This window comes from Halomonas sp. QHL1, assembly GCF_001882345.1.
In the GTDB taxonomy this organism is placed as follows: domain Bacteria; phylum Pseudomonadota; class Gammaproteobacteria; order Pseudomonadales; family Halomonadaceae; genus Vreelandella.
In genome coordinates, this window is record NZ_MINL01000001.1 from 189,203 (window position 1) to 213,493 (window position 24,291).

Here is a 24,291-nt window from a genome sequence, read left to right on the forward strand (position 1 = left end):
CCGCTGTTGGACGGTGTTCCTCGCCTTGGTTTGTAACAGCCAGGCGGGGTTCACCCGGCCAATAAACGTGATAGAATTTATTAACCGGGCGTCGCCCGGTTTTTTTGTGGCCCTTATTCTTCAAGTTCAAGGCGATTATTGTCAGTGACCTGACGTCATTACTGCTTGAATTTGTTGGGCCTTCATCGTCTTGCAGGATTGTTCACATGACCATCGCTGACCGCTGGCTACTGCCCGACGGCATGGATGAGGTGCTTCCGCCTCAGGCAAGCCGCATGGAAGAGCTGCGCCGTGCGCTGCTCGATCTTTACCACTGCTGGGGCTATGACCAGGTCATGCCGCCGCCAGTGGAATTTTTGGACTCCCTGTTAACAGGCACCGGTACGGATCTGGATCTTCAAACCTTCAAACTGACCGATCAGTTAACGGGCCGCATGATGGGCGCCTCGGCAGACGTTACGCCGCAAGTAGCGCGTATGGATGCCCACTCTCTAAAGCGTCAGGGGCCGGTACGTCTTTGCTACTGCACTAACGTATTACGTGCTAAGGCAGACCAGCATCAGGGTGGCCGTAGCCCGGTGCAGGTGGGCGCTGAGTTGTTTGGTCATGCTGGGCTTGAGGCGGACAGTGAAATTATTCACTTGGCCCTGGCCAGCATGAAAGCCGCGGGCGCTGACGAGATTCACCTGGCGTTGGGGCATATCGGTATCTTTCGAAGCCTTGCCGAAGCTGCGGCGCTCAGCGACGAGCAAGAGCGTGCGCTATTTGAGGCATTAGCGCTAAAATCACCCAGTCAACTGGCGCAGCTTGTAGACGCCAGCGTCAGCGACCCTGCATTAGCGGACATGCTGTTAGCCCTGGGTGAGTTGCACGGCGGGGCGGATATTTTACGCCAGGCGCGGGAGCGCTTTGCCGGCGCGCCAGCATCCGTCATGGCGGCACTGGATCAGTTGGACGCTCTTTATCAAGGGGTGTTGGCACGCTTTGATGTGTCGCTCTACTTTGACTTGGCGGAGCTGCGCGGCTATCAGTATCACACGGGCATGATGTTTGCTGCCTATGTACCAGGCTATGGGCATGCGCTGGCTAAAGGCGGGCGTTATGATGATACGGGTCGGGCCTTTGGCCGTGCGCGTCCGGCCACCGGCTTCTCGATGGATCTGAAGCAGCTGGCGTCGCTGGCGCTGGCATCCCCGAGTCGTGGGGCTATTTGGTCGCCCGCTGCGCAGGATGAGTCGCTCAACGCTGCCATTGTCGCGCTGCGTGGGCAGGGGGAACGCGTGATTCAAGCGCTGCCAGGGCAGCGTACTGGGCCGGCGGAGCATGACTGTGACCGCCGTCTTGAGCTTATCGATGGTCGTTGGCAGCCAACGGCCCTGACACAAGAGACGAGTGCATCATAATGGGTAAGAATGTCGTAGTGCTGGGCACCCAATGGGGTGACGAGGGCAAGGGTAAAATCGTTGACCTGCTCACCGAATCAGCATCCGCCGTGGTGCGTTTTCAAGGTGGTCATAACGCCGGTCATACGCTGGTCATTGACGGTGAAAAGACTGTTCTCCACCTAATTCCTTCCGGCGTTTTGCGTCCAGGCAAAACCTGCGTGATTGGTAACGGTGTGGTGCTTTCACCTGAAGCGCTGATTAAAGAGATCCGTGAGCTGGAAGCCAAAGGCGTTCCGGTACGTGAGCGTCTGCGTCTGTCGCCAGCCTGCCCGCTGATTTTGCCATACCATGTGCGCCTGGATCAGGCCCGTGAAAAGGCCCGTGGCATCGCCAAAATTGGCACCACTGGCCGAGGCATTGGCCCTGCCTACGAAGACAAGGTTGCTCGTCGTGGCCTACGCTTGGGCGATATGCTGCATCGCGAGCGTTTCGCTTCCAAGCTGGGCGAAGTGCTCGATTACCACAACTTCGTGCTGGTGAATTACCACGGTGAACCGGCGGTCGACTTCCAGGAAGTACTGGATACGGCGATGCAGATGGCCGAAGAGCTGCGCCCCATGGTGTGCGATACCGTCAGCATGGTGCACGACCTGCGTAAAGCCGGTGAGAACATTCTGTTTGAAGGTGCTCAAGGCTCGCTGCTGGATATCGACCACGGTACCTACCCGTATGTGACCAGTTCGAACACCACTGCAGGCGGCACGGCCACCGGCTCTGGCGTCGGCCCGCTCTATTTGGACTACGTACTGGGTATCACCAAGGCGTACACCACCCGCGTTGGTTCAGGCCCGTTCCCCACAGAGCTTTTCGACGTCGATGGCCGCCACCTTGCCGAACGTGGCCATGAGTTTGGTGCTACCACCGGCCGTGCGCGCCGCTGTGGCTGGTTTGACGCCGTGGCCTTGCGTCACGCGGTACAAATCAACTCGGTCTCCGGCATCTGCCTGACCAAGCTGGATGTGCTGGATGGGCTGGAAAATATCCGGGTTTGTGTTGGCTATCGCAGTAAAGATGGTGACGTGCTGGAAAATCCGGTGGATTCAGAAGGCTACGAAGCCGTCGAGCCGCTTTATGAAGACCTGCCAGGCTGGAAAGAGTCGACGTTGGGCGCTAAGCGGGTAGAAGATTTACCCGCCAATGCCCGCGCTTATATCAGCTACCTTGAAGAGCAGGTAGGCACCAGTATCGATATCATCTCCACCGGTCCTGACCGTATGGAAACTATCGTGCTGCGTAACCCGTTCGATAGCTAAGAACGGTTTTAGATAGCTAGCAGCGGTTCAAGCTGGCCATTGGTTAGCAGATGAGCAAAAGGGGCAACTTAGTTGCCCCTTTTGCTATTTAAAAGTCGATACCCCGGCGCGCCTGCAGGCCATTGTTGAAGGCATGGCGCACTTCCTGCATTTCGGTCACCGTATCGGCCATGGCGACGAGCTCGCGGTGGGCATTACGGCCGGTAATAATCACAGTCTGTTCTTGAGGTCGATTCTCCAACGCTTGTTTAACGGCGTCGATCTCCAGGTAGCCAAACTTGAGCATATAGGTAATCTCGTCAAGCACCACCAAATAGGTGTCTGGATCTGCGAGCATACGCTCAGCCTCTTTCCACACTGCTTGGCAGGCGTTGGTGTCCGCTTGGCGATTTTGCGTATCCCAGGTGAACCCAGTGGCCATTATCGCGACCTCTAGATTGGCATCTTCTTCCAAGCGATTGCGTTCACCGCACTCCCACAGCCCCTTAATGAACTGAACTACGCCCACTTTATAGCCATAACCCAAGGCGCGGGTGACCGTTCCCCAGGCGGCCGTCGTTTTGCCTTTACCGTTACCAGTATTAACAATGATTAGGCCGCGCTGCTCGTTGGCACCGGCGACTTTCTCCTCTACGCGCGCTTTAAGCTTCTCCATGGAGGCTTTGTGGCGGGTGTCGCGGTCACTCATGGTATCTCCTGGGTAAAAAAGGGTAGGCTGAACAATAGTCAATTTTATAAACAGCTAGCCTAAGCTATCCGCAGTGGGTTGAACATCACCATAGATCTACTTAAAGACAGTTTTTGTACAAATATTTTTCAGCTGTTGTGAATATTTGTCTTAATAATGCCCTCTTAAAACCAACAATAAGCAACAGAATTGGCCCCTAGGGTGCTGGCTGCTCTAGAATAGGTGGTCATGTCTTGTCAGGAATTACATCATGCCCTCATTTGATATTGTCTCAGAGTACGATAAGCACGAAGGCGCGAACGCCGTTGATCAAGCCAACCGAGAGGTACAGTCGCGGTTTGATTTTAAAGGCGTCGATGCAAGCTTCACCCTTGAAGGCGACAAAGTGCAGCTTGAAGCGGAAGTTGATTTCCAGCTCAAGCAGATGCTCGATGTGCTGCGTGCCCGTCTCATCGCCCGGGGTATCGATGCCCGTTGTATGGATGTGCAAGACCCGGTGCTCTCCGGCGTTAAAGCGCGCCAGGAAGTTGCCCTCAAGGAGGGGCTCGACGCGGCGGAAGCCAAAGATGTGGTCAAGCGCATCAAGGCCAGCAAGCTCAAAGTGCAGACGCAAATTCAGGGTGAGAAAGTACGTGTGACGGGTAAAAAGCGCGACGATTTACAAGCTGTTATGGCGCTGCTACGCGGTGAAGAGGGGCCGGACTTGCCACTCCAGTTCGATAACTTCCGCGACTAGCGGAGGTTACGCTGCCCGCCACCCCGCTTTAATTAGGTAATATTCGTTTTATACAGGAGTCACGCACTATGTCTGATCCGCAGCCGGTTTATTTAAGCGACTACCAGCCACCCGCCTACCGGGTAACTCATGCCGAGCTGACGTTTGATCTTGACCCCGCCGCGACCCGTGTGAAAGCGCGACTGTTGATGGAGCGACATCCAGAGGCTGACGCGAATGCACCGCTCGTTTTAAATGGCGAGCACCTAAAGCTTATCTCCCTGGCGATTGATGCAACGCCGCTGGATACTTCTGCTTATGAACTAAATGAAGAAAGCCTGCGCATTGCCCAGGTGCCCGAGCGGTTTGTATTGGAGAGCGAGGTGGAGATCGCCCCGGAGGAAAATACGGCGTTAGAAGGGCTGTACCAATCCAACGGTATGTACTGCACCCAGTGCGAGGCTGAAGGCTTTCGGCGGATTACCTTTTACCCCGACCGTCCGGACGTCATGGCGACCTTTAAGGTCACGGTGATCGGCAATCAGCAGCACGAACCAATTTTACTCGCTAACGGTAATCCGATAGAGCGCGGCGAGCTGGAAGGGGGGCGTCATTTTGTCACTTGGGAAGACCCGCACCCCAAGCCTTGTTACTTGTTTGCCCTGGTCGCAGGCAACCTGCATAGCGTAGAAGATCACTTCACTACCATGAGCGGGCGTGATGTCACGCTGCAGATTTGGGTCGAAAAAGAGAACCTGGATAAGACCGAGCATGCCATGGCCTCGTTAAAGCGCGCCATGGCGTGGGACGAGCAGGCGTACGGTCGCGAATACGACCTGGACCTGTTTATGATCGTGGCCGTCAATGATTTCAATATGGGGGCGATGGAGAACAAAGGCCTCAATATCTTTAACTCCGCCGCGGTATTGACCCACCCCCAAACGGCTACCGATGCAGCGTTCCAAAACGTCGAAGGCATTGTTGCCCACGAATACTTCCACAACTGGTCGGGTAATCGCGTCACCTGCCGCGACTGGTTCCAGCTCTCTCTAAAAGAGGGCTTTACGGTTTTTCGTGACCAGTGCTTTTCGGCGGATACCAACTCTGCGCCGGTTAAGCGCATTCAGGACGTGTCTTTTTTCCGCACGGCCCAGTTTGCCGAGGATGCTGGCCCTACGGCGCATCCGATTCGTCCCGACCACTTTATCGAAATTACCAACTTCTACACCCTAACGATTTATGAAAAGGGCGCGGAAGTCGTGCGTATGTTGCGCAATTTAGTGGGGGAGGAGAATTTCCGGCGCGGATCAGACCTATACTTCGAGCGGTTTGACGGTCAAGCGGTGACCATTGAAGACTTTGTTGGCTGTATGGCTGAAGCCTCCGGTGAAGACTTTAGCCAGTTTATGCGCTGGTACTCCCAGGCGGGAACGCCGGATATTGACGCCCACGGCGAGTACGACTATGTGCATGCCGAGTATCACCTAACGCTGCGCCAGCGCACGCCTGCGACGCCAGGCCAGCCGGATAAGCTACCGCTGCATATTCCGGTGCGGATGGGCTTAGTGGGTACCAAGTCGGGTCAAGATCTCACACTAACGCTCAATGGCGAAAAAATAGGTAAAGACGCTGTCATTCACCTGCGTGACGATGAACAGACGTTTGTGTTTACCGATGTCGCCGAAGCGCCGGTGCCCTCCTTGCTACGCGAATTTTCCGCGCCGGTGAAACTGCAGTACCCTTATTCACGGGAAGAACTCGCCTTTTTGTTAACCCACGACAGCGATGGCTTCAACCGCTGGGATGCGGGCCAGCGATTGGCGCTTTTGGCCTTGGATGACTTAATTGCTGCCCACCGAAACGGCGTCGAGAAGGTCATGGACAGCCGCGTCGTAGATGCCTTTAAAGCACTGCTGAGTGGGCCAATGAGCGATAAGGCGGTATTGGCTGAGATGCTGACGCTGCCTTCTGAAGCCTATATCGCCGAGCAGCAGCCCATCGTAGATGTTGATGCCATTCACGCCGCGCGCGAATTTGTACGCCAGTCATTAGCCGTGGCTCTTCGCGATGAATTTATCGCCATTTATGAAGCCAATGTGACGGAAGAGGCGTACGCGCCGACACCGGAGCAAATTGCTCAGCGTAGCCTGAAAAACGTGGCGCTCGCTTATCTTATTTCGATTGAAGATGAGCAGGGCTTGGCGCTGTGTGAAGCACAATTTGCTGCCGATCATAACATGACCGATGTGCGTCAAGCGCTGACCCTGATGGTGCACAGTGATCGTGACGACTTGGCCTCACCAGCGCTCAAAGCCTTCGGTGAAAAGTGGGCGCATGACCCGCTCGTGATGGATCAGTGGTTCACCGTTCAGGTATCGCGTCCCCAGCCAGATGTGCTTGAGCGCGTGAAGTATCTGATGCAGCATCCCGCATTTTCACTTAAAAATCCCAACAGAGTTCGCGCGCTGGTAGGGGCCTTCGCTCAGAACCGAGTCAATTTCCACCGTTTGGATGGCAAAGGCTACCAACTGCTCGCCGATGTGGTCATTGAACTTAATCGGCTTAACCCAGAGATTGCCGCACGGCTTATCACTCCGCTGACACGCTGGCAGCGCTTTGATGAAACGCGCCAAGCACTTATGCGGTCTGAGCTTGAGCGGATTAAGCAACAGCCGCTATCTTCAAATGTGTACGAGGTGGTCGAGAAAGCACTGGCATAAGCTTTTAGTGCAGTAGTGAACAACCACAGTTAAACCAAGGAAAGGAATAACAACAGTGACAGACTCACAGCAACACTATTTACTGATTATCAATGGTAAATCTGCCGGTAATCCGGCATTGCGTGAAGCAGTCAATGAACAACGTCAGGCAGGGATGCTGATTACTGTCCGCGCTACCTGGGAAGGTGGCGACGCGGCGGATATTGCAGAGCAGTCTCACGCTATGGGCATGACTCACGTGATTGCCTGTGGGGGTGATGGCACCGTCAGCGAAGTAATGAACGGTTTGATGCGTTTGCCCCATGACCGACGTCCTGCGTTGGGCATTGTGCCATTAGGCAGTGCTAATGACTTTGCTACCTCCGTCGGTTTACCGTTGGAGCCAGGCGCCGCGTTGGCCGCAGCAAGGGAGTTAAGTGCCTATCCCATTGATGTTGTTCGCGTGACTGCAGGCTCTGGTGGTGAGTCGGCCACCAGTTACTATATCAACATGACCACCGGTGGGTTTGGCGCTGAAGTGACGTCATCGACGCCAAAAACCTTAAAACGGTTGCTCGGGGGCGGGGCTTATTCACTGATGGGGGCGCTAAAAGCTTGGCGCCACCGTAGCTATCGCGGCACGCTACATTGGGACGAAAAAGAGGAGAGCGCCTCGCTACTACTCCTGGCGCTGGGCAATGGCCGCCAATCAGGCGGCGGCCAGGTGCTGGGGCCGCGTGCCAAACTGGATGATGGCCGTTTGGACGTGCTGCTGGTTAAAGACTTTCGGTCGGTAACCGAGCTGACCAAGCTCATCAGTGAGCTGCAAAGCTTTCCCTATGACGGGCGGTTCGTGCGCTATTTCACCACTACCCAACTGACAGTGACCACTCAAGAGAATGACTCACCTTGGCCACTCACGTTAGATGGCGAGGCCCGCTACTATGATCAGTTCTGTGCAGAAGTGGTGCCACTTGCGCTGCGTGTGTTACTACCAGAGGAGTGCCCGTTGCTCTCCTCGAACAATCGACCTTAACCCTCTTGGCTCAGATTTTTAATGTTATAAAGGAGAAGGACCTAATGGCAAATCGCGTGTGGATACCCGCACTCGCCGCTGTGGCACTGCTGCTTAGTGCCTGCGGTGACTCCCAGGAAGATCCCACCGTGACACCCGATGATAATTCTGCGGTGACGGATGAAGAAACGACTCAAGATGAGGGGGCAGGACAGGAAGAGGCATCGTCCGCTGCTGAAAGCGAGGCAGACATATCTAGTCCCGAAGAGGTAGAGGATGACATTGAATCCCGACAAGCCGCTGAAGAGCTTGAGCGAGCTGAAGCGCTACGTGAGGATAGCGACAGCCAGTCTAATGACACGCAGTCAACTGACAGTGTGACGGCTGGAGAAGGTGAAGAGGTTGAGGCTGGTGAAGACACCCTGGCGGCTAATCCAGAGGATGTGCTTGATGAAGAGGGCGCGATGCCGGGTGAGGCCACTCGCTCTGATGTGGATGAGATTATTGCCGAGACTGAACGCCGTTTCGAAGAGGCCGAGCAACGTTTAGAAGAGCAGTTTAAGGAGGTAGAGCAGCAAGCGCCGACCTTAGAGCCGATGGAGAGCGATGATGCCGCGCCTAGCTGGGACACCGAGAGTAGTCTGCCAGAGCGGACGCCTTTGCAAGATGATCGCGAGGCGTCTGATGTTGATGCCTTGATTGAAGACACCGAACGCCGTTTTGAAGAAGCACAGCAACGTCTTGAAGAGCAGTTTCAGGAGTTGGAAAGTCGAGAGGCTGAGAGTGGAGCGGTGGTTGAGTCGTCAAGCGAGCATGATAGCACTGAAGATAACCAGGAATCCGACACTAGCGGTGAGCCAGGGAGCGAAAGGTGATCCGCTGGAGTGATTTTCGATAGGCAATAAAAAAGGCCCGCTATTGCGGGCCTTTGTCCATCCGTTAGCAATTAAGCTGGGCGGATGTTGGAAGCCTGAAGGCCTTTTTTACCCTGAGTCACTTCAAAGCTGACTTTTTGACCGTCTTGCAGGGTCTTGAAGCCTTCAGCTTGAATTTCGGAGAAGTGGGCGAACAGATCGTCTCCGCCGTCATCAGGAGAGATGAAGCCGAAGCCTTTAGTGTCGTTGAACCACTTAACAGTGCCAGTTGCCATTTTCTATTTCCTTAACGTGCTTAGTAATCACGGGCAACTCAATTGTCCACCCGCTACAATTACTCTAGATGTAAACACGGCTGTCGTCCAGCGACATTCCTAAGATTTTTTATTTGGTTGCGAGCAAGCACAAATGATGCAGTTGGGTTTTATTGATGCGCAGTTTATTTCCTTTTTGGTAGCCATCACGTTGCTGACGATAAGCCCCGGTGTCGACACACTGCTGGTGATACGCAACACGGCACGCGGTGGCATCCGCGATGGCATTACCACGAGTTTGGCTATCTGCTGCGGCCTGTTTGTACATGCCACGATTTCTGCGTTGGGTATTTCACTGATCCTGCTGCAGTCGGCCTGGGCGTTTCATATGCTGAAGCTGGTGGGGGCGGGCTATCTAATTTGGCTGGGTATTACCAGTTTGTTAGCAGCGCGGCGAGGACAGCCACTGCCGGTTAATGGGGTGCTAGAAGGCGTGCCTGCCGTTTCTCGCTGGCAGCCGGTCAAAGAGGGATTTTTGTCCAATGTGTTGAATCCCAAAACCGTGGTGTTCTATATGGCCTTTTTGCCCCAATTCATCGCCCCTGGGGACCCTGCGCTACTGAAGTCACTATGGCTGGCGGGGGTGCACTTTATCATTGCCAATATTTGGCAAATCAGCGTGGTTATGATGGTGGGAAGTGCCGGCAAGTGGTTGGCTAACGCACGTTTTGCGCAAGTTCTAAATGCTGCTACGGGCAGTGTATTGGTGGTGCTTGGTATTCGGCTGGCATTAACACAGCGCCCGGTATAAACCGGGCGCTGGTAACGTGGTAGGTAAGAGGGGCTTAGCGGCGGGCGAGCAGGGCTCGGTCGTAGCGCACCTGCTGTTCGTTATCGCTCAGCAGCGAAACACCTTCGCTATTGCCGCCGTTGGCGAGACTCTCAAAAATCACCCGATAGCTAAGCACCGCCTGCACGTAGTCGCGGGTTTCACGGAAAGGGATGCTCTCCACAAAGAGATCAAAGGCCTCTACGCCATCGCCCAGCCACTGATCTACGCGGCCTGGGCCCGCATTATAAGCCGCAGCGGCGGCCAGTCGATTGCCCTGGTAGCGTTGCAGCTTGTCGCGCAGGTAGGTGCTGCCCAGGCGAATATTAAGCTCTGGGTCGAGGACTCCGTAAGGGCCAGGATCACTCATGCCCAGTTCGCGGCTGACTTGGCTGGCGGTGCCGGGCATGAGCTGCATCAATCCACGCGCCCCTGCGGGTGAAAGAGCGTTAGGGTTGTATGCGCTTTCACGCCGGGTAATGGCCATCAGCAGGTACGGGTCTACGCCAGTGAGACGGCCCCAGTGCTGAAAGCTGTCGTGATAGGCCTGGGGGAAGCGCCAATCCAACGCATCCCACATCTCGGCGGCAATGGTCGTTTGCACTAAGCGCGCGTGCCACTGCTGCTGAGCGGCATAGTCGGCTAACGCTCGCGCCTGCTGGGAAGAGCCGCTCTGCACCGCGTGCAGCCACTCGCTGTTGGCCAGCCCATCCTCGCCAATGCGTAGCAAGGCCTCGGTACGCTGCACGGCAGGGAGTTGGGCAATACGTTGGCGGGTCACATCGTCAAAATGATTGCGCTCAAGATTCAACTGGTAGGGTTGGCCGAGCTTTTCTGCTGCCGCAAAGCCGTAAAAACTGCGGTCCTGCGCAGCCTGCTGGTAGCGGGCTTCGGCGGCCGCCTGATTGCCAAGCTGCCCATTGGCGCGGCCCAGCCAATACTGCCAACGGCTATTCTCCTGCTGAATAGCGGGCATTTCCGCAATCCAGTAGAGCACTCTGTTCCAATCACGGCTAGCCAGCGCATTGCGGACACGCAGCTCTAACACGCGCTCGCTGTCAAGACTCGGTAGCACGCTGTCAACCCAGCTTAGGGTGCCCGGTACATCGCGCACCAGGGCGTAAAAAGCTAACTCTTCTTCAATGGATGCGCGGTCACTGGGCAGCAGGGTCAAGCGTGGTGATAATGTCTGCCAAGCAGCAAACGCAGCGGGGGTGTCTTCACGTGTAAAACGCTGCATGGCCGCTCGGTAAAAGCTAGCCGTGGCGGCACACTCTGGGCCTAGGCAGGAGGGTGCCTGGGTAATGGCGCTGCTACGCGCTGTGACACTATCTACAGTGTCTAGTGCGGTTTGCCACTGGCCGCTTAACAACCCGTCAAGGTAGTTTGAAAGGCCTGTTTCGCCCGCCTGCCACGCGAGCATCTTGCGCTCCCATATAGCCGTGGCATCGATAGTGCCGTTGGCACGCAGGCGCTCAAATAGTGGGTCGCAAGCGTTGGGCTGCGAGCTGCCTACCCGCCACAAAGCTAACCCCGCATGGCTCGCCTGCTGAGGCTGCTCATCCAGCAGCGCCGTGTAGTAGTAGCACTGGCGAGCGGTGCCTGCTGGCTCGCCATCGGCCACCGCGAGCAGGTCACTATAGCGCCCTGCATGACCATACTTTGCAATCGCTTGACCACGCAGCCACCCTGCTAGGGGGGAGTCTGCGTGCTGATCGATAAATTGATGCACCCTGGTAGGTGAAACGTTAGGCAATTGCCCCCTTATGCGGTGGTACTCCACGTAGCCGCGCAGCGGGTGGTTTTCAATTGAGCGTTCATCAACCTGCGACCACTGCTGCTCCCTTGCGGCAGCGAGCGCATCGCGTAACTCACTATCGGATGCGGCCCACGAAAGCGCAGGTAATCCCGCCAGTAGTGCTGTACACAACACGCGGGCGGTATGGCGAAATGGCGAAACCAACATGGTGCTCTCTCTCTATAAATCGATGTCACTTAGTCTGGGTTCAAGTCAGCCCATTTAGTTTGCGGTGTACCCGCTATACTGAACGAATAGTCGCAATCATGATCTGACAGCCCAGATACTCAAAGGATTTAATTTTAATGGCTCCATTATCCACTTGGTGGTTGCTGCGTCGACTCAAATCCCGCGTTTGGGCGACAAAACGTATTGTGCGCGCTTTAAAGCTATTTATCCCCATGACGCGTGATGTGATCCGCGGCGACTTTCGACCAATTCCCTGGTCGGCTTTTGGCATGATGGCATTAGCGCTGGGTTACTTGGTAATGCCGTTCGATCTAATTCCCGATTTTCTTATGCTCATCGGCGTGGTCGACGACGTGCTGATTGTCGGATGGCTGCTCAATCGTATTGATCAGCGCCTGGAAGGTTATCGGGCATGGAAGTATGCCGATCCCGATATGACGCCTTCTTGACCCCAGCTGCTTGTTAACCCCGGTGGCTTCTTAATCAAGGCTGCTTGAAAAATCGCTGCCTATCCCCATATCTACTCCACGAAACCATTTTATCCCGCTGAATGTAAACACAGAGGGATGTGACTCAACGTGATTGATAAGGGCTAAGCGCATGACTACAGCTACCCACGAACAAGCAACTGATAAATCGGCTAACCACGAAGAAACGCTCGGCTTCCAGACGGAAGTTAAGCAACTGCTTAATTTGATGATTCACTCCCTGTACTCCAACCGGGAGATCTTCTTACGCGAGCTTATCTCAAACTCCGCCGACGCCTGCGATAAGCTGCGCTACGCGGCTCTCGATAACGATGCCCTTTATGAAGGCGACAGCGAGCTACGCATCGAAATCGAACACGACCGCGATGCCAACACCATCACTCTGCGTGATAACGGTGTTGGTATGAACCGCGAAGACGTGATCGCCAACTTGGGCACCATCGCCCGCTCTGGCACCGCCGAGTTTCTTAAGCAGCTATCCGGTGAGCAGCAGAAAGACGCCAAGCTGATCGGTCAGTTCGGCGTTGGTTTCTACTCGGGTTTTATCGTTGCTAATGAAATTTCGGTGCGCACCCGCAAAGCGGGCACGCAAGCTTCCGAAGGCGTAGAGTGGCGCTCAAAAGGCGAAGGCGAATTTACCGTTGCCGATATCGAGCGTGCCCAGCACGGTACGGAAATCACTCTGCACCTGAAAGAAGACGCTAAAGAGTTTGCCGACGACTATCGTTTGCAGAGCTTGGTGCGCAAGTACTCGGATCATATCGAAGTGCCCGTGCGCATGCCGAAAACCGAAACGGCCAAGGATGATGAGGGCAACAGCATCGAAGGTAGTGAAGTAACTACCTGGGAAACCGTTAACGAGGCGACAGCGCTGTGGTCGCGCCCCAAGAGCGAAGTTTCTGACGACGAGTACAAGGCGTTCTACAAGCACGTTGCCCACGATTTCTCTGACCCGCTGACCTGGAGTCACAACAAGGTCGAAGGCAAACTTGAGTACACCAGCCTGCTCTACGTGCCGGGCCGCGCACCGTTTGATATGTTTGACCGCGACGGCGCCCGGGGCGTTAAGCTCTATGTCCAGCGCGTCTTTATTATGGACGACGCTGAACAGTTCCTACCGCTCTATCTGCGCTTTATTAAAGGCGTGCTGGATACCCGCGAACTGTCGCTGAACGTATCCCGCGAACTGCTCCAGCAAGATCCCAACGTCGATAAGATCAAAGCAGCGCTTACCAAGCGCGGCTTGGACATGCTGAAAAAGCTCGCCAAGGATAAAGAGCAGTATCAAACTTTCTGGAATACCTTCGGCAGCGTATTGAAAGAGGGGCCGGGTGAAGATCCGTCTAACCGCGAAAAAATCGCTGGCTTGCTGCGCTTTGCCTCAACCCACACCGATACCGCTACCCAAGAGCACGCGCTTGCGGACTACGTAGAGCGTATGAAAGAGGGGCAGCAGAAGATTTACTACGTGGTGGCTGATAGCTTCAATGCGGCGAAAAATAGCCCGCATCTGGAGATCTTCCGCAAAAAAGGCATCGAAGTACTGCTGCTCTCTGACCGTATTGACGACTGGCTGATGAGCCACCTGACAGAGTTCGATGGTAAAACCTTTGCCGATGTGGCCAAGGGTGAGCTTGACCTTGGCGATGTGGAAGACGAAGCAGAGAAGAAAGCCCAGGAAGAGACCGCTAAGGCCAAAGAGGATCTGGTGAAGCGCGTTAAAGAGGCGCTGGGCGATGGGGTTCAAGAGGTAAAAGTGACTCACCGCCTCACCGATTCGCCGGCCTGCGTCGTGCTTCCTGAGCATGAGATGGGCTACCAGATGCGCCGCATTATGGAGGCCGCCGGTCAGCCGCTGCCCGAGGTGAAGCCGATTCTTGAGCTTAACCCCAGCCATGCGCTAGTAGCACGCTTGGAAGGCGCTGAAGGCGATCTCTTTACCCAGCTAGCTTATATCCTGCTGGATCAGGCTATCATCGCAGAAGGTGGCCACTTGGATGATCCGGCTGCTTACGTGAAGCGTTTGAATAGTGTGCTGACTGCTTAACAGGACACACAACGTAAATGACGGCCCGCTTGGTTACCCCAGCGGGCCGTCTGTTTTGGTAAAGTAGGGATATACGTTCTGCAGGACTGACTAGGACATCAACATGGCTGAGCAGCAAACCAACGACGCAGTACCAACCAACGTAGCGGTACTGGGGGGCGGTAGTTTTGGTACGGCGCTAGCGAGCATTGCCGCCGATAATGGCGCCCGCGTTCGCCAGTGGATGCGTGACGAAACGCTGGTCACGCAAATCAATCAAGAGCATCGCAACGGGCGTTATCTGCCCCACTATGCAATGAATCCGGCAGTGGAAGCCTCAACCGACCTTCAAGCCGTGCTGTCGGATGCGGAGCTAGTGCTGATTGCGATTCCCTCAAAGGCCTTTCGCAGCGTAGTGCAGGCGGCGAAAGCGTGGTTGAGACCCGAGCAGATACTGGTCAGTACCACCAAAGGGATCGAGCAGGAAGGCTTTTTACTGATGAGCCAAGTGCTTGAGCAGGAAACGGGCTTTAGTCACATTGGCGTGATTGCGGGCCCCAATCTGGCCTCTGAAATTGCCGATAAGCAGTTAACCGCAACCGTGATTGCCAGCGCTGACCCGCTTACCCGCACCCGCGTACAGCAAGTATTGGGCTGCCGTTACTTTCGTGTCTACGCTAGCGACGACCGCCATGGTGTTGAACTGGGCGGGGCGCTTAAAAATATCTACGCGATTGCCGCCGGTATGGCGGCGGCGCTGGGCATGGGTGAAAACACCCGCAGCATGCTGATGACCCGCGCCTTGGCTGAAATGAGCCGCTTTGCCGTCGCCCAGGGGGCTAACCCGATGACCTTTTTAGGGCTGGCGGGAGTGGGGGATTTGATCGTCACCTGCTCATCTAACCTGTCGCGCAATTACCGGGTCGGCTACGCTATGGGCGAAGGGCGCACGCTGGAAGAGGCGGTAGACGCCCTTGGTCAGGTGGCTGAAGGGGTAAATACCGTTAAGCTGGTATGCGCTAAAGCGAGCGAGATGGGCGTTTATATGCCACTGGCGGAAGGTCTTAATCACGTGTTGTTTGACGGCGTGCCCGCCCAGGAGATGGCGCGTACCCTCATGATGGGTGAGCAGAGTAGCGATGTGGAGTTTATCCTGCCCCGTGAAGCCGTGCAGCAGGCCCATCGAGACCAAGCTCCTCACAGCCAAGCTCCTCACAACCAAGCTTCTAAGGACAATGGAGGCAGGAATGCCTGATGTGCTGATTATGCGCCACGGTGAGGCCGCTCCGGGCTATCCCGACCAGGCGCGCCGACTAACGCCCCACGGTGAGGTGGAGGCCGAAAAAATGGCGCATTGGCTGGCTAAGCGTGTGGCTGCGGGCGAGCTGTTTATGCCGAGAATTTATACCAGCCCCTATGCACGCGCGCAGCAAACCGCGCAAGCGCTATGCGATGCGCTGGGAACGTCGCTTGAAACGCTGGATTTTATAACCCCGGATGACTCGCCCCATGCGGTAAGCGATTGGTTGCTTGAACAGCCTGAAGGTGCGCCGATTATGCTGGTCAGTCATATGCCGCTGGTAGGCGATCTGGCGGGGTTGTTAGTAGAGGGGAACCTTGCCCAGGGTATTGGCTTTCCTACCGCCGCTATCGCCGAGCTTGAGTCCGAGGTGTGGGCAGCAGGCTGTGCGCAGTTGAAGCGATTCACCCAGCCCAGCCAACTTTAAGAGCCTTAAATGCCAAAAAAGCGGCTGCCAATGCAGCCGCTAGTATTTGCAAGCTTTCAGATCCGAATCAGCTCGTGGCGGGGGTCTTTCGCCAGGGATGGCGAAAGTAGCGCCCAGGGAAGGGTTTACAGCGCCCCCGCCAAGAGTTGTTCGGATCGTCCAAAATGCTGTTACAGCAGCGCGTCGAGCTTCTCTTTTAACAAGCCGTTCACCTGCTGTGGGTTGGCGGTGCCACGCGACGCCTTCATTACCTGGCCGACAAAGTAGCCAATCATCTTGCCGCGTTTTTCCGGCTCCGAGTCGCGGTATTGGGCGACCTGGGCGGGGCTATCGGCGATCACTTGATCGATCATTGCCTCGATAGCGCCAGTATCGGTCACCTGCTTAAGGCCTTTTGCGTCTATCACCTCGTCGGCGGACTCACCCTGACCATTCCACAACACCTGGAAAACCTCTTTAGCGGCTTTGCCGTTAATGGTGTCATCCAGTACGCGGCTGATCAGCTCGCCTAGATGACGCGCCGAAATCGGGCTATTGGCAATGCTTAGGTTTTCGCGGTTAAGCGCCCCAGAAAGCTCACCCTGAACCCAGTTGGCCGCCTGCTTGGCATCGCCGCACTCGTTATGCACCGCTTCAAAGAATTCAGCCATATCGCGACTGGCGGAGATGACGTTGGCGTCGTAAGCAGACAGCCCAAGCTCGTTCTGGAAGCGCTCGCGCTTATCCGCAGGCAGCTCGGGCAACTGGCCACGCAGGTGATCCAGGTAGGCCTGGTCAAGCACCACCGGCAGTAGGTCAGGGCAGGGGAAGTAGCGATAGTCGTTGGCCTCCTCCTTGGTGCGCATGCTGCGGGTTTCATCACGATCAGGGTCAAACAGGCGGGTCTCCTGAACCACCGTGCCGCCATCTTCGATCAGCTCAATCTGCCGCTCAACCTCTAAGGCAATCGCGCGCTCGACAAAACGGAAGGAGTTAACGTTTTTAATCTCTGCACGGGTGCCAAAGGCTTCCTGACCTTTGGGGCGTACCGAGACGTTAACGTCGCAACGCATGGAACCTTCAGCCATATTGCCGTCGGAAATGCCCAAATAGGTAACGATCGAGTGAATCGCCTTGAGATACGCCGCGGCTTCCTTGGCGTTGCGCATATCTGGCTCGGAGACGATCTCCAGCAGCGGTGTGCCAGCACGGTTTAGGTCGATACCGGTCATGCCGTGAAAATCTTCATGCAGTGACTTACCGGCATCCTCTTCGAGGTGGGCATGGTGAATGCGGATACGCTTGGTGCTGCCATCTTCCAGCGTAATCTCAACGTCGCCAGGGCCCACAATCGGGTGGTACATCTGGCTGGTTTGATAGCCCTTGGGCAGATCAGGATAGAAGTAGTTTTTGCGATCAAAGATGGATACTTCAGCAATATCCGCATGCACCGCCAGGCCAAACTGAACGGCCATCGCCACGGCCTGCTCATTGAGCACCGGCAACACGCCGGGTAGACCTAAATCCACCGCACAGGCCTGGGTGTTTGGCTCTGCGCCAAACGCCGTTGAAGCACCTGAGAAGATTTTTGAGCGTGTTGCGAGCTGAACGTGGACTTCAAGCCCAATCACGGTTTCCCATTGCATTAGGCGTACTCCTCGGCAAAGGCAGGACGTTGTAAGTGCCAGTCGGTCGCTTGCTGAAACTGGTGAGCGACGTTAAGCAGCTGCGCTTCGGCAAAGTGGGTGCCCAGAATCTGAAGACCGACGGGGCGGCCACCGGCAAAACCCGCCGGCACGCTGATGCCGGGAATACCCGCCAGATTCACCGCGATAGTGTAGATATCCTGCAGGTACATCGACACCGGGTCTTTTTTGGCACCCAGGTCAAACGCCGGGGTCGGCGAGGCGGGGCCCATCAGTACATCGACGTCTTCAAAGGCGTCCAGGAAGTCCTGACGGATCAAACGACGTACCTGTTGGGCTTTGGTGTAGTAGGCGTCAAAGAAGCCTTCAGAGAGCGTGTGAGTGCCGATTAGGATGCGTCGTTTCACTTCTTCGCCAAAGCCCTCTGCGCGGGAGCGGGTATACAGGTCAATCAAGTCGCTGGGATTGTCGCAGCGATGACCAAAACGCACACCGTCATAGCGGGACAGGTTGGAGGAGGCTTCCGCGGGGGCAATCACGTAGTAGGCCGGAATCGCATAGTGGGTATGCGGCAGGCTGACCTCGCGCACCGTGGCGCCTAGGGATTCGTAAACTTTTACCGCTTCACGGACGGCTTTTTCGACCTCGGGGTCTAAGCCATCGCCAAAATACTCTTTGGGCAGGCCAATTTTGAGACCTGAGAGAGGGGCGTTAAGGCTTTCCACATAGTCGGGTACGCCGCGGGAAACGCTGGTGGAGTCGCGGCCGTCATGGCCAGCAATCACCCCTAGCAGGTGGGCGCAGTCCTCGGCGCTGCGCGCCATGGGGCCAGCCTGATCAAGGCTTGAGGCGTAGGCAATAATGCCAAAGCGCGACACGCGGCCGTAGGTGGGCTTTAAGCCGGTAATGCCACAAAACGCCGCGGGCTGACGAATCGAGCCGCCGGTATCGGTACCCATGGCCGCGGGCACCAAACCCGCCGCGACCGCTGCCGCGCTGCCGCCCGAGCTGCCGCCGGGCACCGCCGTCAGGTCCCAGGGGTTTTTGACTGGGCCGTAGTAGCTGTTTTCGTTGGAGGAGCCCATGGCGAACTCATCCATATTAGTTTTACCCAAACTGATAGTGCCCGCAGCATTGAGTTTTTCCACCACGGTGGCGCTGTAGGGGGCGATAAAGTTATCCAGCATTTTTGAGCCGCAGCTGGTTTTCACGCCTTGGGTGCAAAAAATATCTTTCAGGGCCAGGGGAATGCCCGCAAGAGGCCCGGCAGTGCCCGCCGCCCGCGCTTTGTCAGCTACTTCCGCCTGTTTCAGCGCCTGCTCTGCGGTCACGCTGATAAAACTGTTCAGCTTGCCGTCAGCCTTTTCAATGCGCTGCAGATAGTGAGCGGTCAGCTCGCGGCTTGAAAACTCACCGCTTTTTAGCGCGGCGGCGAGTTGCGTTAAGGTTTTCTCGTACATGACCCAGAAGCTCCGTTCAGGGGAGAAAAAAAGAGGCAATAGTGGTGGCCCGAGTAAATGTTCGTGCGCCGTTACTCATCCTGCTTAGCCTGCGTTATTCAACGACGCGGGGCACGAGATACAGGCCATTTTCCACTGCCGGAGCACAGCGCTGAAAGGTGTCGCGCTGGTTGGTTTCCGTCACTTCATCGGCGCGCAGTCGCTGGGTCGCATCTAGCGGATGAGCGAGCGGCGTAACGCCTTCGGTGTCGAGGCCTTGTAGCTGATCGACCATGTCCAGAATCCGGCTTAGGTCGTCTACAAAGCCGCTGGCTTGGTCATCGCTGACGGCGAGTCGGGCCAAGTGAGCGGCCCGGCGCACATGAGATTCTTCAAGCGCCATGATCGATATTTCCTCGTAAACGTGGTGGAACATAATCCGCTTTAAGCGGTATACATACCGATATCAAAAAAACGTCTTGTGTTGCAGACGTGGAAAATAGCCGCAAAAGGTACCACATCTTGACCTTAACGGGCAGTGTTAGGCGCGACTCGTGCTTGCTGCCAAAGGGCTGCGGTGATACCGTTTGCATCCGCACAGGGTTCCCGGTCTGCACTAGGTAACAACATCCATGTTTAAACGTTTGAGGGGGCTGTTTTCCAGCGATCTATCGATCGACTTGGGTACGGCCAACACACTGATTTATGTTCGCGGTCGCGGTATCGTGCTCGATGAGCCGTCCGTGGTTGCTATCCGCCAATCTGGCAATATGCGCAGCGTCGCGGCAGTTGGTACAGATGCTAAGCGAATGCTGGGGCGTACGCCCGGCAATATTACCGCGATTCGGCCGATGAAAGATGGCGTTATTGCCGACTTCACCGTCACCGAACAGATGCTTCAGCACTTTATCCGTAAAGTTCATCAAAGCACCTTCTTAACCCCCAGCCCACGTGTGCTGGTGTGCGTTCCTTGCATGTCAACGCAAGTGGAGCGTCGGGCGATTCGTGAGTCAGCAGAAGGTGCCGGTGCCCGCGAGGTGTTCTTGATTGAAGAACCCATGGCGGCGGCGATTGGCGCAGGCCTTCCGGTTGATGAAGCGCAGGGGTCGATGGTGGTGGATATCGGTGGTGGTACCACTGAAATAGCGATTATCTCACTCAACGGCGTGGTCTACTCCGAATCAATTCGGGTGGGTGGCGACCGTTTTGATGAAGCCATTACCGCTTACGTGCGTCGTCACTACGGCAGCCTGATAGGCGAAGCGACAGCCGAGCGCATCAAAGAAGAGATTGGTTGCGCTTACCCTGGTGGCGAACTGCGCGAAATTGACGTACGCGGTCGTAATCTGGCTGAAGGCATCCCGCGCAGCTTTACGCTCAATTCCCACGAAACCCTGGAAGCGTTGCAAGAAACGCTGGGTTCTATCGTAGCCGCGATTAAGAGCGCCCTTGAGCAGTCACCACCTGAATTGGCGTCTGATATCGCTGAGCGAGGCTTGGTGCTAACAGGCGGTGGTGCGCTGTTACGCGATCTGGATAAGCTGATTGCTGAAGAGACCGGGCTGCCGGTGATCGTTGCCGAAGATCCGTTGACCTGCGTTGCTCGTGGCGGCGGTAAAGCGCTGGAGATGATTGATCAGCACACCTTTGAGTTGCTGTCGAGCGACTAATCGCAGCGGTTAATTGCGGGGGGATTGCCTATTAAACCGCTGTTTTCGCACGGGCCACTGCCGGGCTACCGGCTGTTTTTTTGCGTCTTGGCCGCCAGTGCATTGATGTTCGTCGACCATCATTTCACACGTATGGAGCAAGTGCGTGCGCAAATGTCGATGGTCGTTGCCCCGATTCAGTGGGTCGTTAGTTTGCCTAGCGACTTATTGAATTGGGGGGCACTGGCGCTCTCCGATCAACAGGCGTTGGTAGATGAGAACCGCCGCCTGCGCGAGCAGATTCTTACCCTTTCCCATCGCGGGCAACGGATGGCGAATTTGACTGCGGAAAACAGCGAGCTGCGAGATTTGCTCAAAGCGGCAAAGCGGCGTGATATTCCCTATATCACGGCTGAGCTACTGTCCCTGGATAACGATCCCTTCAGCCATCAAATGGTGGTTAATCGTGGCCATCGCAATGGTGCCTACGTAGGGCAGCCGGTGATTGATGCCTCGGGTTTGGTGGGGCAAATTACCGCGGTCTCTGCCTACTCCAGTCGTGTGTTGCTGTTAGCTGATGCTAGTCATGCGTTGCCGGTTCAGTTAAACCGCAATGGGTTACGCTTTATTGTTCAAGGGGCGGGGCGTTACAGCAGCGTCAATGTGATGTACGTGCCAGATACGGCAGATATCCGTGAAGGTGATTTACTGACCACATCGGGCTTGGCTGGACGCTTCCCTCCCGGTTATCCGGTAGCCCGTGTTAGCGAGGTTTATCATGATCCTGGTCAGCCTTTTGCCCGTGTGACAGCCGAACCCATGGCGCAGTTGCAACGCTCGCGCCACTTCTTACTGCTTTTTCCGCCTCCGCGAGCGGAGGTGGATGAGCACGCATGGGATGAGACGCTGGATATCTCATCAGAGGCTTTACGCTCTTCGCTTCAGCTAGCTAATCCCGACCAAGAGGTGCCCTGATGGCGCGTGCACCGGTTGTGCCTATTTTAGTTATTTGGCTAAGTCTGCTGCTAGCATTATGTTTGCAAGTGATGCCGCTAGCCGATGGTTGGCAGGTATATCGTCCCGAATGGTTGGGGCTGATGCTGATCTACTGGTGTATGCGCACTCCCGACAGAGTCGGCGTTTTCCATGGCTTTGTGCTGGGCATTCTAATGGATTTAATTGAAGGCACTGAACTGGGTCAGCACGCGCTAATCTATGCGCTCTTGGCGTTTCTCTGTGCCCTGGTCTACCCCCGTTTTCGGGCCTATTCGCTGGTACAGCAGTCGGCACTGGTGCTGGTGCTGTTAGGCTTGATGCAGTTAGTCGCCCAGTGGCTGCGCACTATCATCGGTGATTTTTCAATTCACTTAGCCTTTTTGATCCCCGCGCTGATCAGTGGGTTGCTATGGCCGTGGCTAGCGACGATGTTTCAAGCAATTGAACGTCGGTTGGCCGCTTCATGACTACGCCTGTTTTGTGCCTAGCATCGGCCTCCCCTCGGCGTCGGGACCTACTGGCATCCATTGGTGTGCCGGTCACGGTTCACCCCTGTGATATCGATGAGACGCCGCTGGCCGGTGAGACGGCTCAAGCGTATGTGCAGCGCTTAGCGGTTGCCAAAGCCGAGGCGGCGGTCCCTCTAACTGATTTGCCGACCCTCGGTTCAGATACCGCTGTGGTGGTCGATGGGCGTATTCTAGGTAAACCGGTGGATTTTGATGCGGCCGCCGAGATGCTGCGGCTACTTTCGGGGCGGTGTCACGAGGTGCTTACCGCCGTGGCTGTGAGTGGGCCAGAGGGGATGCTCTCCTGCTGCGTGGCCACCCAGGTGACGATGCGAGAGATAAGCGCCGATGAAATCGCTGCCTACTGGCGTACCGGCGAGCCCGCTGATAAAGCTGGCGGCTACGCAATACAGGGATTAGCCGCCATATTTGTAAAACAGATTCAAGGCAGTCACTCGGCAGTGGTAGGGCTACCGCTGTTTGAGACGACGCACTTGCTATGCCGACAGGGAGTTCCTATCTGGCAGCGCGTGTAACTCCCTTAAATAGAGGGCGTCGCCGCCTGTATCGCTGGCAAGGAATACGTCAACCAACAAGGAATTTTGCATGAGCGGTGAAGTTCTCATCAATTTAACGCCAATGGAGACCCGCGTCGCGCTGGTTGAAAATGGCGTTTTGCAAGAGGCACTGATCGAGCGTTCCCGTCGGCGTGGCATCGTGGGCAATATCTACAAAGGCAAAGTAGTGCGTGTACTGCCTGGAATGCAGGCTGCCTTTGTTGATATTGGCCTAGAGCGGGCGGCGTTTATTCATGCCCACGAAGTGATGCCACCCGGCACACCGCTCGATGAGCAGCAGACCATCGGCCAATTGCTTCATGAAGGCCAGGCGCTGGTGGTGCAGGCCACCAAAGACCCTATCGGTAGCAAAGGTGCGCGCTTAACCACGCACCTGTCGATTCCCTCACGCTACTTGGTGTATATGCCCGATTCGCCACATCACGGCGTTTCGCAGCGCATTGAAGATGAGCGCGAGCGCGAGCGTTTAAAAGCCTTGCTGGATAGCAGTATGGCGGAGCAGACGCTGGAAGTGACGGGCGGCTTTATTGTCCGTACGGCCGCGGAAGGCGTCGGTGACGAAGAGCTTAAAGGCGATATGCACTTTTTGCTGCGGCTGTGGCGTAAGGTGAGTGAGCGTAAAGTCACCGCGACGCCACAAAGCGTGATTTATGATGATTTGCCGCTCTTTATGCGCACTCTGCGCGACGTAATGCGCGACGATATTGAAAAAGTGCGTATCGATTCGCGGGAAAACTTCGTCAAACTGGTGGAGTTTGCCGAAGAGTTTATGCCTGATGCAGTCGAGCGGATTGAGTACTACCCCGGCGAGCGGCCCATCTTTGATCTTTACAGCGTTGAAGATGAAATTCAGAAAGCCCTGGGGCGTAAGGTACAGCTGAAGTCCGGCGGCTATCTGGTGATTGACCCTACCGAGGCGATGACCACCATCGATGTGAATACCGGTGGTTATGTTGGTCATCGCAACCTTGAAGAGACAATTTTCAAAACCAACCTTGAGGCGGCCACGGCGATTGCCCGCCAGCTTCGGCTGCGCAACCTGGGCGGCATCATCATTATCGACTTTATCGATATGAGCGATGTTGAGCATCAGCGCCAAGTGTTGCGGGTATTGGAAAAAGCCTTAGAGCGCGACCATGCTAAAACCAAGTGTACCGGGGTCACCGAGCTTGGCTTGGTTCAGCTTACCCGTAAACGGACACGGGAGAGCCTGGAGCAGACGCTCTGTGAAGCCTGTCCAACCTGCAGTGGCCGCGGTACGCTTAAAACCCCTGAAACTATCTGTTATGAGATCTTTCGGGAAATTTTGCGCGAAGAGCGTGCTTATAGCGCTGAAACCTACATGGTGCTTGCATCGCAGCCCGTCGTTGATCGTCTATTAGATGAAGAGTCAGCGGCAGTGGCCGATCTGGAGACGTTTATCAATAAAACGATTCGCTTTCAGGTAGAGCAACACTACTCCCAAGAGCAGTACGATATTGTGCTGATGTAATC

At 55.7% G+C, this 24,291-nt stretch carries 22 protein-coding genes; 16 read left to right on the plus strand and 6 right to left on the minus strand.

Annotated features, from left to right (window positions below; translation table 11 throughout):
* Positions 1-206 precede the first annotated feature (206 nt).
* Together QHL1GM_RS00850 and QHL1GM_RS00855 are read left to right on the plus strand one after the other, a co-directional pair.
* Positions 207-1,403, plus strand: a complete 1,197-nt coding sequence (locus QHL1GM_RS00850; protein ID WP_071692784.1) for an ATP phosphoribosyltransferase regulatory subunit — start codon at positions 207-209, stop codon at positions 1,401-1,403.
* Positions 1,403-2,698 (plus strand): adenylosuccinate synthase, encoded by a 1,296-nt coding sequence (locus QHL1GM_RS00855; protein WP_071692785.1) that lies wholly within the window; start codon positions 1,403-1,405, stop codon positions 2,696-2,698. The genes QHL1GM_RS00850 and QHL1GM_RS00855 overlap by 1 nt, the downstream gene beginning before the upstream one ends.
* Before the next feature lie 88 nt (positions 2,699-2,786).
* Here QHL1GM_RS00855 and cobO read toward each other — a convergent pair whose 3' ends face one another.
* On the minus strand, positions 2,787-3,386 hold the full coding sequence (cobO, locus tag QHL1GM_RS00860; RefSeq protein ID WP_071692786.1) for a cob(I)yrinic acid a,c-diamide adenosyltransferase: 600 nt from the start codon (positions 3,384-3,386) through the stop codon (positions 2,787-2,789).
* Positions 3,387-3,636: 250 nt separating this feature from the next.
* Between cobO and QHL1GM_RS00865 the strand changes: the two genes are divergently transcribed.
* The 4 genes from QHL1GM_RS00865 to QHL1GM_RS00880 all read left to right on the plus strand — a co-directional run bounded on the left by QHL1GM_RS00865 (position 3,637) and on the right by QHL1GM_RS00880 (position 8,690).
* The gene (locus QHL1GM_RS00865; protein ID WP_071692787.1) at positions 3,637-4,122 is read left to right on the plus strand and encodes a YajQ family cyclic di-GMP-binding protein; all 486 of its coding nucleotides are present in this window, start codon (positions 3,637-3,639) and stop codon (positions 4,120-4,122) included.
* A 68-nt stretch (positions 4,123-4,190) separates the two neighbouring features.
* Positions 4,191-6,821: an aminopeptidase N gene (gene pepN / locus QHL1GM_RS00870; protein WP_071692788.1), complete on the plus strand. Its 2,631-nt coding sequence runs from the start codon at positions 4,191-4,193 to the stop codon at positions 6,819-6,821.
* A gap of 55 nt (positions 6,822-6,876) precedes the next feature.
* Complete coding sequence (gene yegS / locus QHL1GM_RS00875; protein ID WP_071692789.1) at positions 6,877-7,836, plus strand: lipid kinase YegS; 960 nt, start codon at positions 6,877-6,879, stop codon at positions 7,834-7,836.
* 44 nt (positions 7,837-7,880) lie between these two features.
* Entirely contained in the window at positions 7,881-8,690 is an 810-nt protein-coding gene (locus QHL1GM_RS00880) for a hypothetical protein (RefSeq protein ID WP_071692790.1), read from the plus strand.
* 71 nt (positions 8,691-8,761) lie between these two features.
* Here the strand turns inward: QHL1GM_RS00880 and QHL1GM_RS00885 are convergent, their stop codons facing one another.
* The gene (locus tag QHL1GM_RS00885; RefSeq protein ID WP_007114660.1) at positions 8,762-8,965 is read right to left on the minus strand and encodes a cold-shock protein; all 204 of its coding nucleotides are present in this window, start codon (positions 8,963-8,965) and stop codon (positions 8,762-8,764) included.
* Positions 8,966-9,098: 133 nt separating this feature from the next.
* Here QHL1GM_RS00885 and QHL1GM_RS00890 point away from each other — a divergent pair, with 133 nt between their 5' ends.
* Positions 9,099-9,755: a LysE family translocator gene (locus tag QHL1GM_RS00890; RefSeq protein ID WP_071692791.1), complete on the plus strand. Its 657-nt coding sequence runs from the start codon at positions 9,099-9,101 to the stop codon at positions 9,753-9,755.
* A gap of 34 nt (positions 9,756-9,789) precedes the next feature.
* Here QHL1GM_RS00890 and QHL1GM_RS00895 read toward each other — a convergent pair whose 3' ends face one another.
* Positions 9,790-11,739 (minus strand): transglycosylase SLT domain-containing protein, encoded by a 1,950-nt coding sequence (locus QHL1GM_RS00895; RefSeq protein WP_071692792.1) that lies wholly within the window; start codon positions 11,737-11,739, stop codon positions 9,790-9,792.
* Between the two features lie 137 nt (positions 11,740-11,876).
* Here QHL1GM_RS00895 and QHL1GM_RS00900 point away from each other — a divergent pair, with 137 nt between their 5' ends.
* From QHL1GM_RS00900 to sixA, 4 genes are all read left to right on the plus strand, one after another.
* The gene (locus QHL1GM_RS00900; RefSeq protein WP_071692793.1) at positions 11,877-12,209 is read left to right on the plus strand and encodes a YkvA family protein; all 333 of its coding nucleotides are present in this window, start codon (positions 11,877-11,879) and stop codon (positions 12,207-12,209) included.
* A gap of 151 nt (positions 12,210-12,360) precedes the next feature.
* Positions 12,361-14,295: a molecular chaperone HtpG gene (gene htpG / locus QHL1GM_RS00905; RefSeq protein ID WP_071692794.1), complete on the plus strand. Its 1,935-nt coding sequence runs from the start codon at positions 12,361-12,363 to the stop codon at positions 14,293-14,295.
* Between the two features lie 103 nt (positions 14,296-14,398).
* Complete coding sequence (locus QHL1GM_RS00910) at positions 14,399-15,529, plus strand: NAD(P)H-dependent glycerol-3-phosphate dehydrogenase (protein WP_071692795.1); 1,131 nt, start codon at positions 14,399-14,401, stop codon at positions 15,527-15,529.
* Complete coding sequence (gene sixA / locus QHL1GM_RS00915; RefSeq protein WP_071692796.1) at positions 15,522-16,001, plus strand: phosphohistidine phosphatase SixA; 480 nt, start codon at positions 15,522-15,524, stop codon at positions 15,999-16,001. The genes QHL1GM_RS00910 and sixA overlap by 8 nt, the downstream gene beginning before the upstream one ends.
* Positions 16,002-16,171: 170 nt before the next feature.
* Here sixA and gatB read toward each other — a convergent pair whose 3' ends face one another.
* From gatB to gatC, 3 genes are all read right to left on the minus strand, one after another.
* Positions 16,172-17,626 carry an Asp-tRNA(Asn)/Glu-tRNA(Gln) amidotransferase subunit GatB gene (gene gatB, locus QHL1GM_RS00920; RefSeq protein ID WP_071692797.1) on the minus strand — a complete coding sequence of 485 codons (1,455 nt, stop codon included), beginning with the start codon at positions 17,624-17,626 and terminating at the stop codon, positions 16,172-16,174.
* Positions 17,626-19,086: an Asp-tRNA(Asn)/Glu-tRNA(Gln) amidotransferase subunit GatA gene (gene gatA, locus QHL1GM_RS00925; RefSeq protein WP_071692798.1), complete on the minus strand. Its 1,461-nt coding sequence runs from the start codon at positions 19,084-19,086 to the stop codon at positions 17,626-17,628. The genes gatB and gatA overlap by 1 nt, the downstream gene beginning before the upstream one ends.
* Before the next feature lie 94 nt (positions 19,087-19,180).
* A complete protein-coding gene (gatC, locus tag QHL1GM_RS00930; protein ID WP_071692799.1) occupies positions 19,181-19,468 on the minus strand; it encodes an Asp-tRNA(Asn)/Glu-tRNA(Gln) amidotransferase subunit GatC in 288 nt (95 codons plus the stop codon).
* Positions 19,469-19,697: 229 nt separating this feature from the next.
* Here gatC and QHL1GM_RS00935 point away from each other — a divergent pair, with 229 nt between their 5' ends.
* The 5 genes from QHL1GM_RS00935 (at position 19,698) to rng (ending at position 24,289) form a co-directional block, all read left to right on the plus strand.
* Complete coding sequence (locus tag QHL1GM_RS00935) at positions 19,698-20,735, plus strand: rod shape-determining protein (protein WP_007114671.1); 1,038 nt, start codon at positions 19,698-19,700, stop codon at positions 20,733-20,735.
* 24 nt (positions 20,736-20,759) lie between these two features.
* On the plus strand, positions 20,760-21,689 hold the full coding sequence (gene mreC, locus QHL1GM_RS00940; protein WP_071692800.1) for a rod shape-determining protein MreC: 930 nt from the start codon (positions 20,760-20,762) through the stop codon (positions 21,687-21,689).
* Positions 21,689-22,177, plus strand: coding sequence for a rod shape-determining protein MreD (mreD, locus tag QHL1GM_RS00945; RefSeq protein WP_071692801.1), 489 nt, complete (start codon positions 21,689-21,691; stop codon positions 22,175-22,177). The genes mreC and mreD overlap by 1 nt, the downstream gene beginning before the upstream one ends.
* Complete coding sequence (locus QHL1GM_RS00950; protein WP_071692802.1) at positions 22,174-22,755, plus strand: nucleoside triphosphate pyrophosphatase; 582 nt, start codon at positions 22,174-22,176, stop codon at positions 22,753-22,755. Before mreD ends, QHL1GM_RS00950 begins: the two co-directional genes overlap by 4 nt.
* A gap of 70 nt (positions 22,756-22,825) precedes the next feature.
* On the plus strand, positions 22,826-24,289 hold the full coding sequence (rng, locus tag QHL1GM_RS00955; RefSeq protein WP_071692803.1) for a ribonuclease G: 1,464 nt from the start codon (positions 22,826-22,828) through the stop codon (positions 24,287-24,289).
* The last annotated feature ends 2 nt before the right edge of the window (positions 24,290-24,291 follow it).

Bases quoted from the DNA above. Each gene is read 5' to 3' on its own strand.
- QHL1GM_RS00850 (WP_071692784.1), top strand. From the start codon at position 207: ATGACCATCGCTGACCGCTGGCTACTGCCCGACGGCATGGATGAGGTG.
- QHL1GM_RS00855 (WP_071692785.1), top strand. From the start codon at position 1,403: ATGGGTAAGAATGTCGTAGTGCTGGGCACCCAATGGGGTGACGAGGGC.
- cobO (WP_071692786.1), bottom strand. From the start codon at position 3,386: ATGAGTGACCGCGACACCCGCCACAAAGCCTCCATGGAGAAGCTTAAA.
- QHL1GM_RS00865 (WP_071692787.1), top strand. From the start codon at position 3,637: ATGCCCTCATTTGATATTGTCTCAGAGTACGATAAGCACGAAGGCGCG.
- pepN (WP_071692788.1), top strand. From the start codon at position 4,191: ATGTCTGATCCGCAGCCGGTTTATTTAAGCGACTACCAGCCACCCGCC.
- QHL1GM_RS00880 (WP_071692790.1), top strand. From the start codon at position 7,881: ATGGCAAATCGCGTGTGGATACCCGCACTCGCCGCTGTGGCACTGCTG.
- QHL1GM_RS00885 (WP_007114660.1), bottom strand. From the start codon at position 8,965: ATGGCAACTGGCACTGTTAAGTGGTTCAACGACACTAAAGGCTTCGGC.
- QHL1GM_RS00890 (WP_071692791.1), top strand. From the start codon at position 9,099: ATGATGCAGTTGGGTTTTATTGATGCGCAGTTTATTTCCTTTTTGGTA.
- QHL1GM_RS00895 (WP_071692792.1), bottom strand. From the start codon at position 11,739: ATGTTGGTTTCGCCATTTCGCCATACCGCCCGCGTGTTGTGTACAGCA.
- QHL1GM_RS00900 (WP_071692793.1), top strand. From the start codon at position 11,877: ATGGCTCCATTATCCACTTGGTGGTTGCTGCGTCGACTCAAATCCCGC.
- htpG (WP_071692794.1), top strand. From the start codon at position 12,361: ATGACTACAGCTACCCACGAACAAGCAACTGATAAATCGGCTAACCAC.
- QHL1GM_RS00910 (WP_071692795.1), top strand. From the start codon at position 14,399: ATGGCTGAGCAGCAAACCAACGACGCAGTACCAACCAACGTAGCGGTA.
- sixA (WP_071692796.1), top strand. From the start codon at position 15,522: ATGCCTGATGTGCTGATTATGCGCCACGGTGAGGCCGCTCCGGGCTAT.
- gatB (WP_071692797.1), bottom strand. From the start codon at position 17,626: ATGCAATGGGAAACCGTGATTGGGCTTGAAGTCCACGTTCAGCTCGCA.
- gatA (WP_071692798.1), bottom strand. From the start codon at position 19,086: ATGTACGAGAAAACCTTAACGCAACTCGCCGCCGCGCTAAAAAGCGGT.
- gatC (WP_071692799.1), bottom strand. From the start codon at position 19,468: ATGGCGCTTGAAGAATCTCATGTGCGCCGGGCCGCTCACTTGGCCCGA.
- QHL1GM_RS00935 (WP_007114671.1), top strand. From the start codon at position 19,698: ATGTTTAAACGTTTGAGGGGGCTGTTTTCCAGCGATCTATCGATCGAC.
- mreD (WP_071692801.1), top strand. From the start codon at position 21,689: ATGGCGCGTGCACCGGTTGTGCCTATTTTAGTTATTTGGCTAAGTCTG.
- QHL1GM_RS00950 (WP_071692802.1), top strand. From the start codon at position 22,174: ATGACTACGCCTGTTTTGTGCCTAGCATCGGCCTCCCCTCGGCGTCGG.
- rng (WP_071692803.1), top strand. From the start codon at position 22,826: ATGAGCGGTGAAGTTCTCATCAATTTAACGCCAATGGAGACCCGCGTC.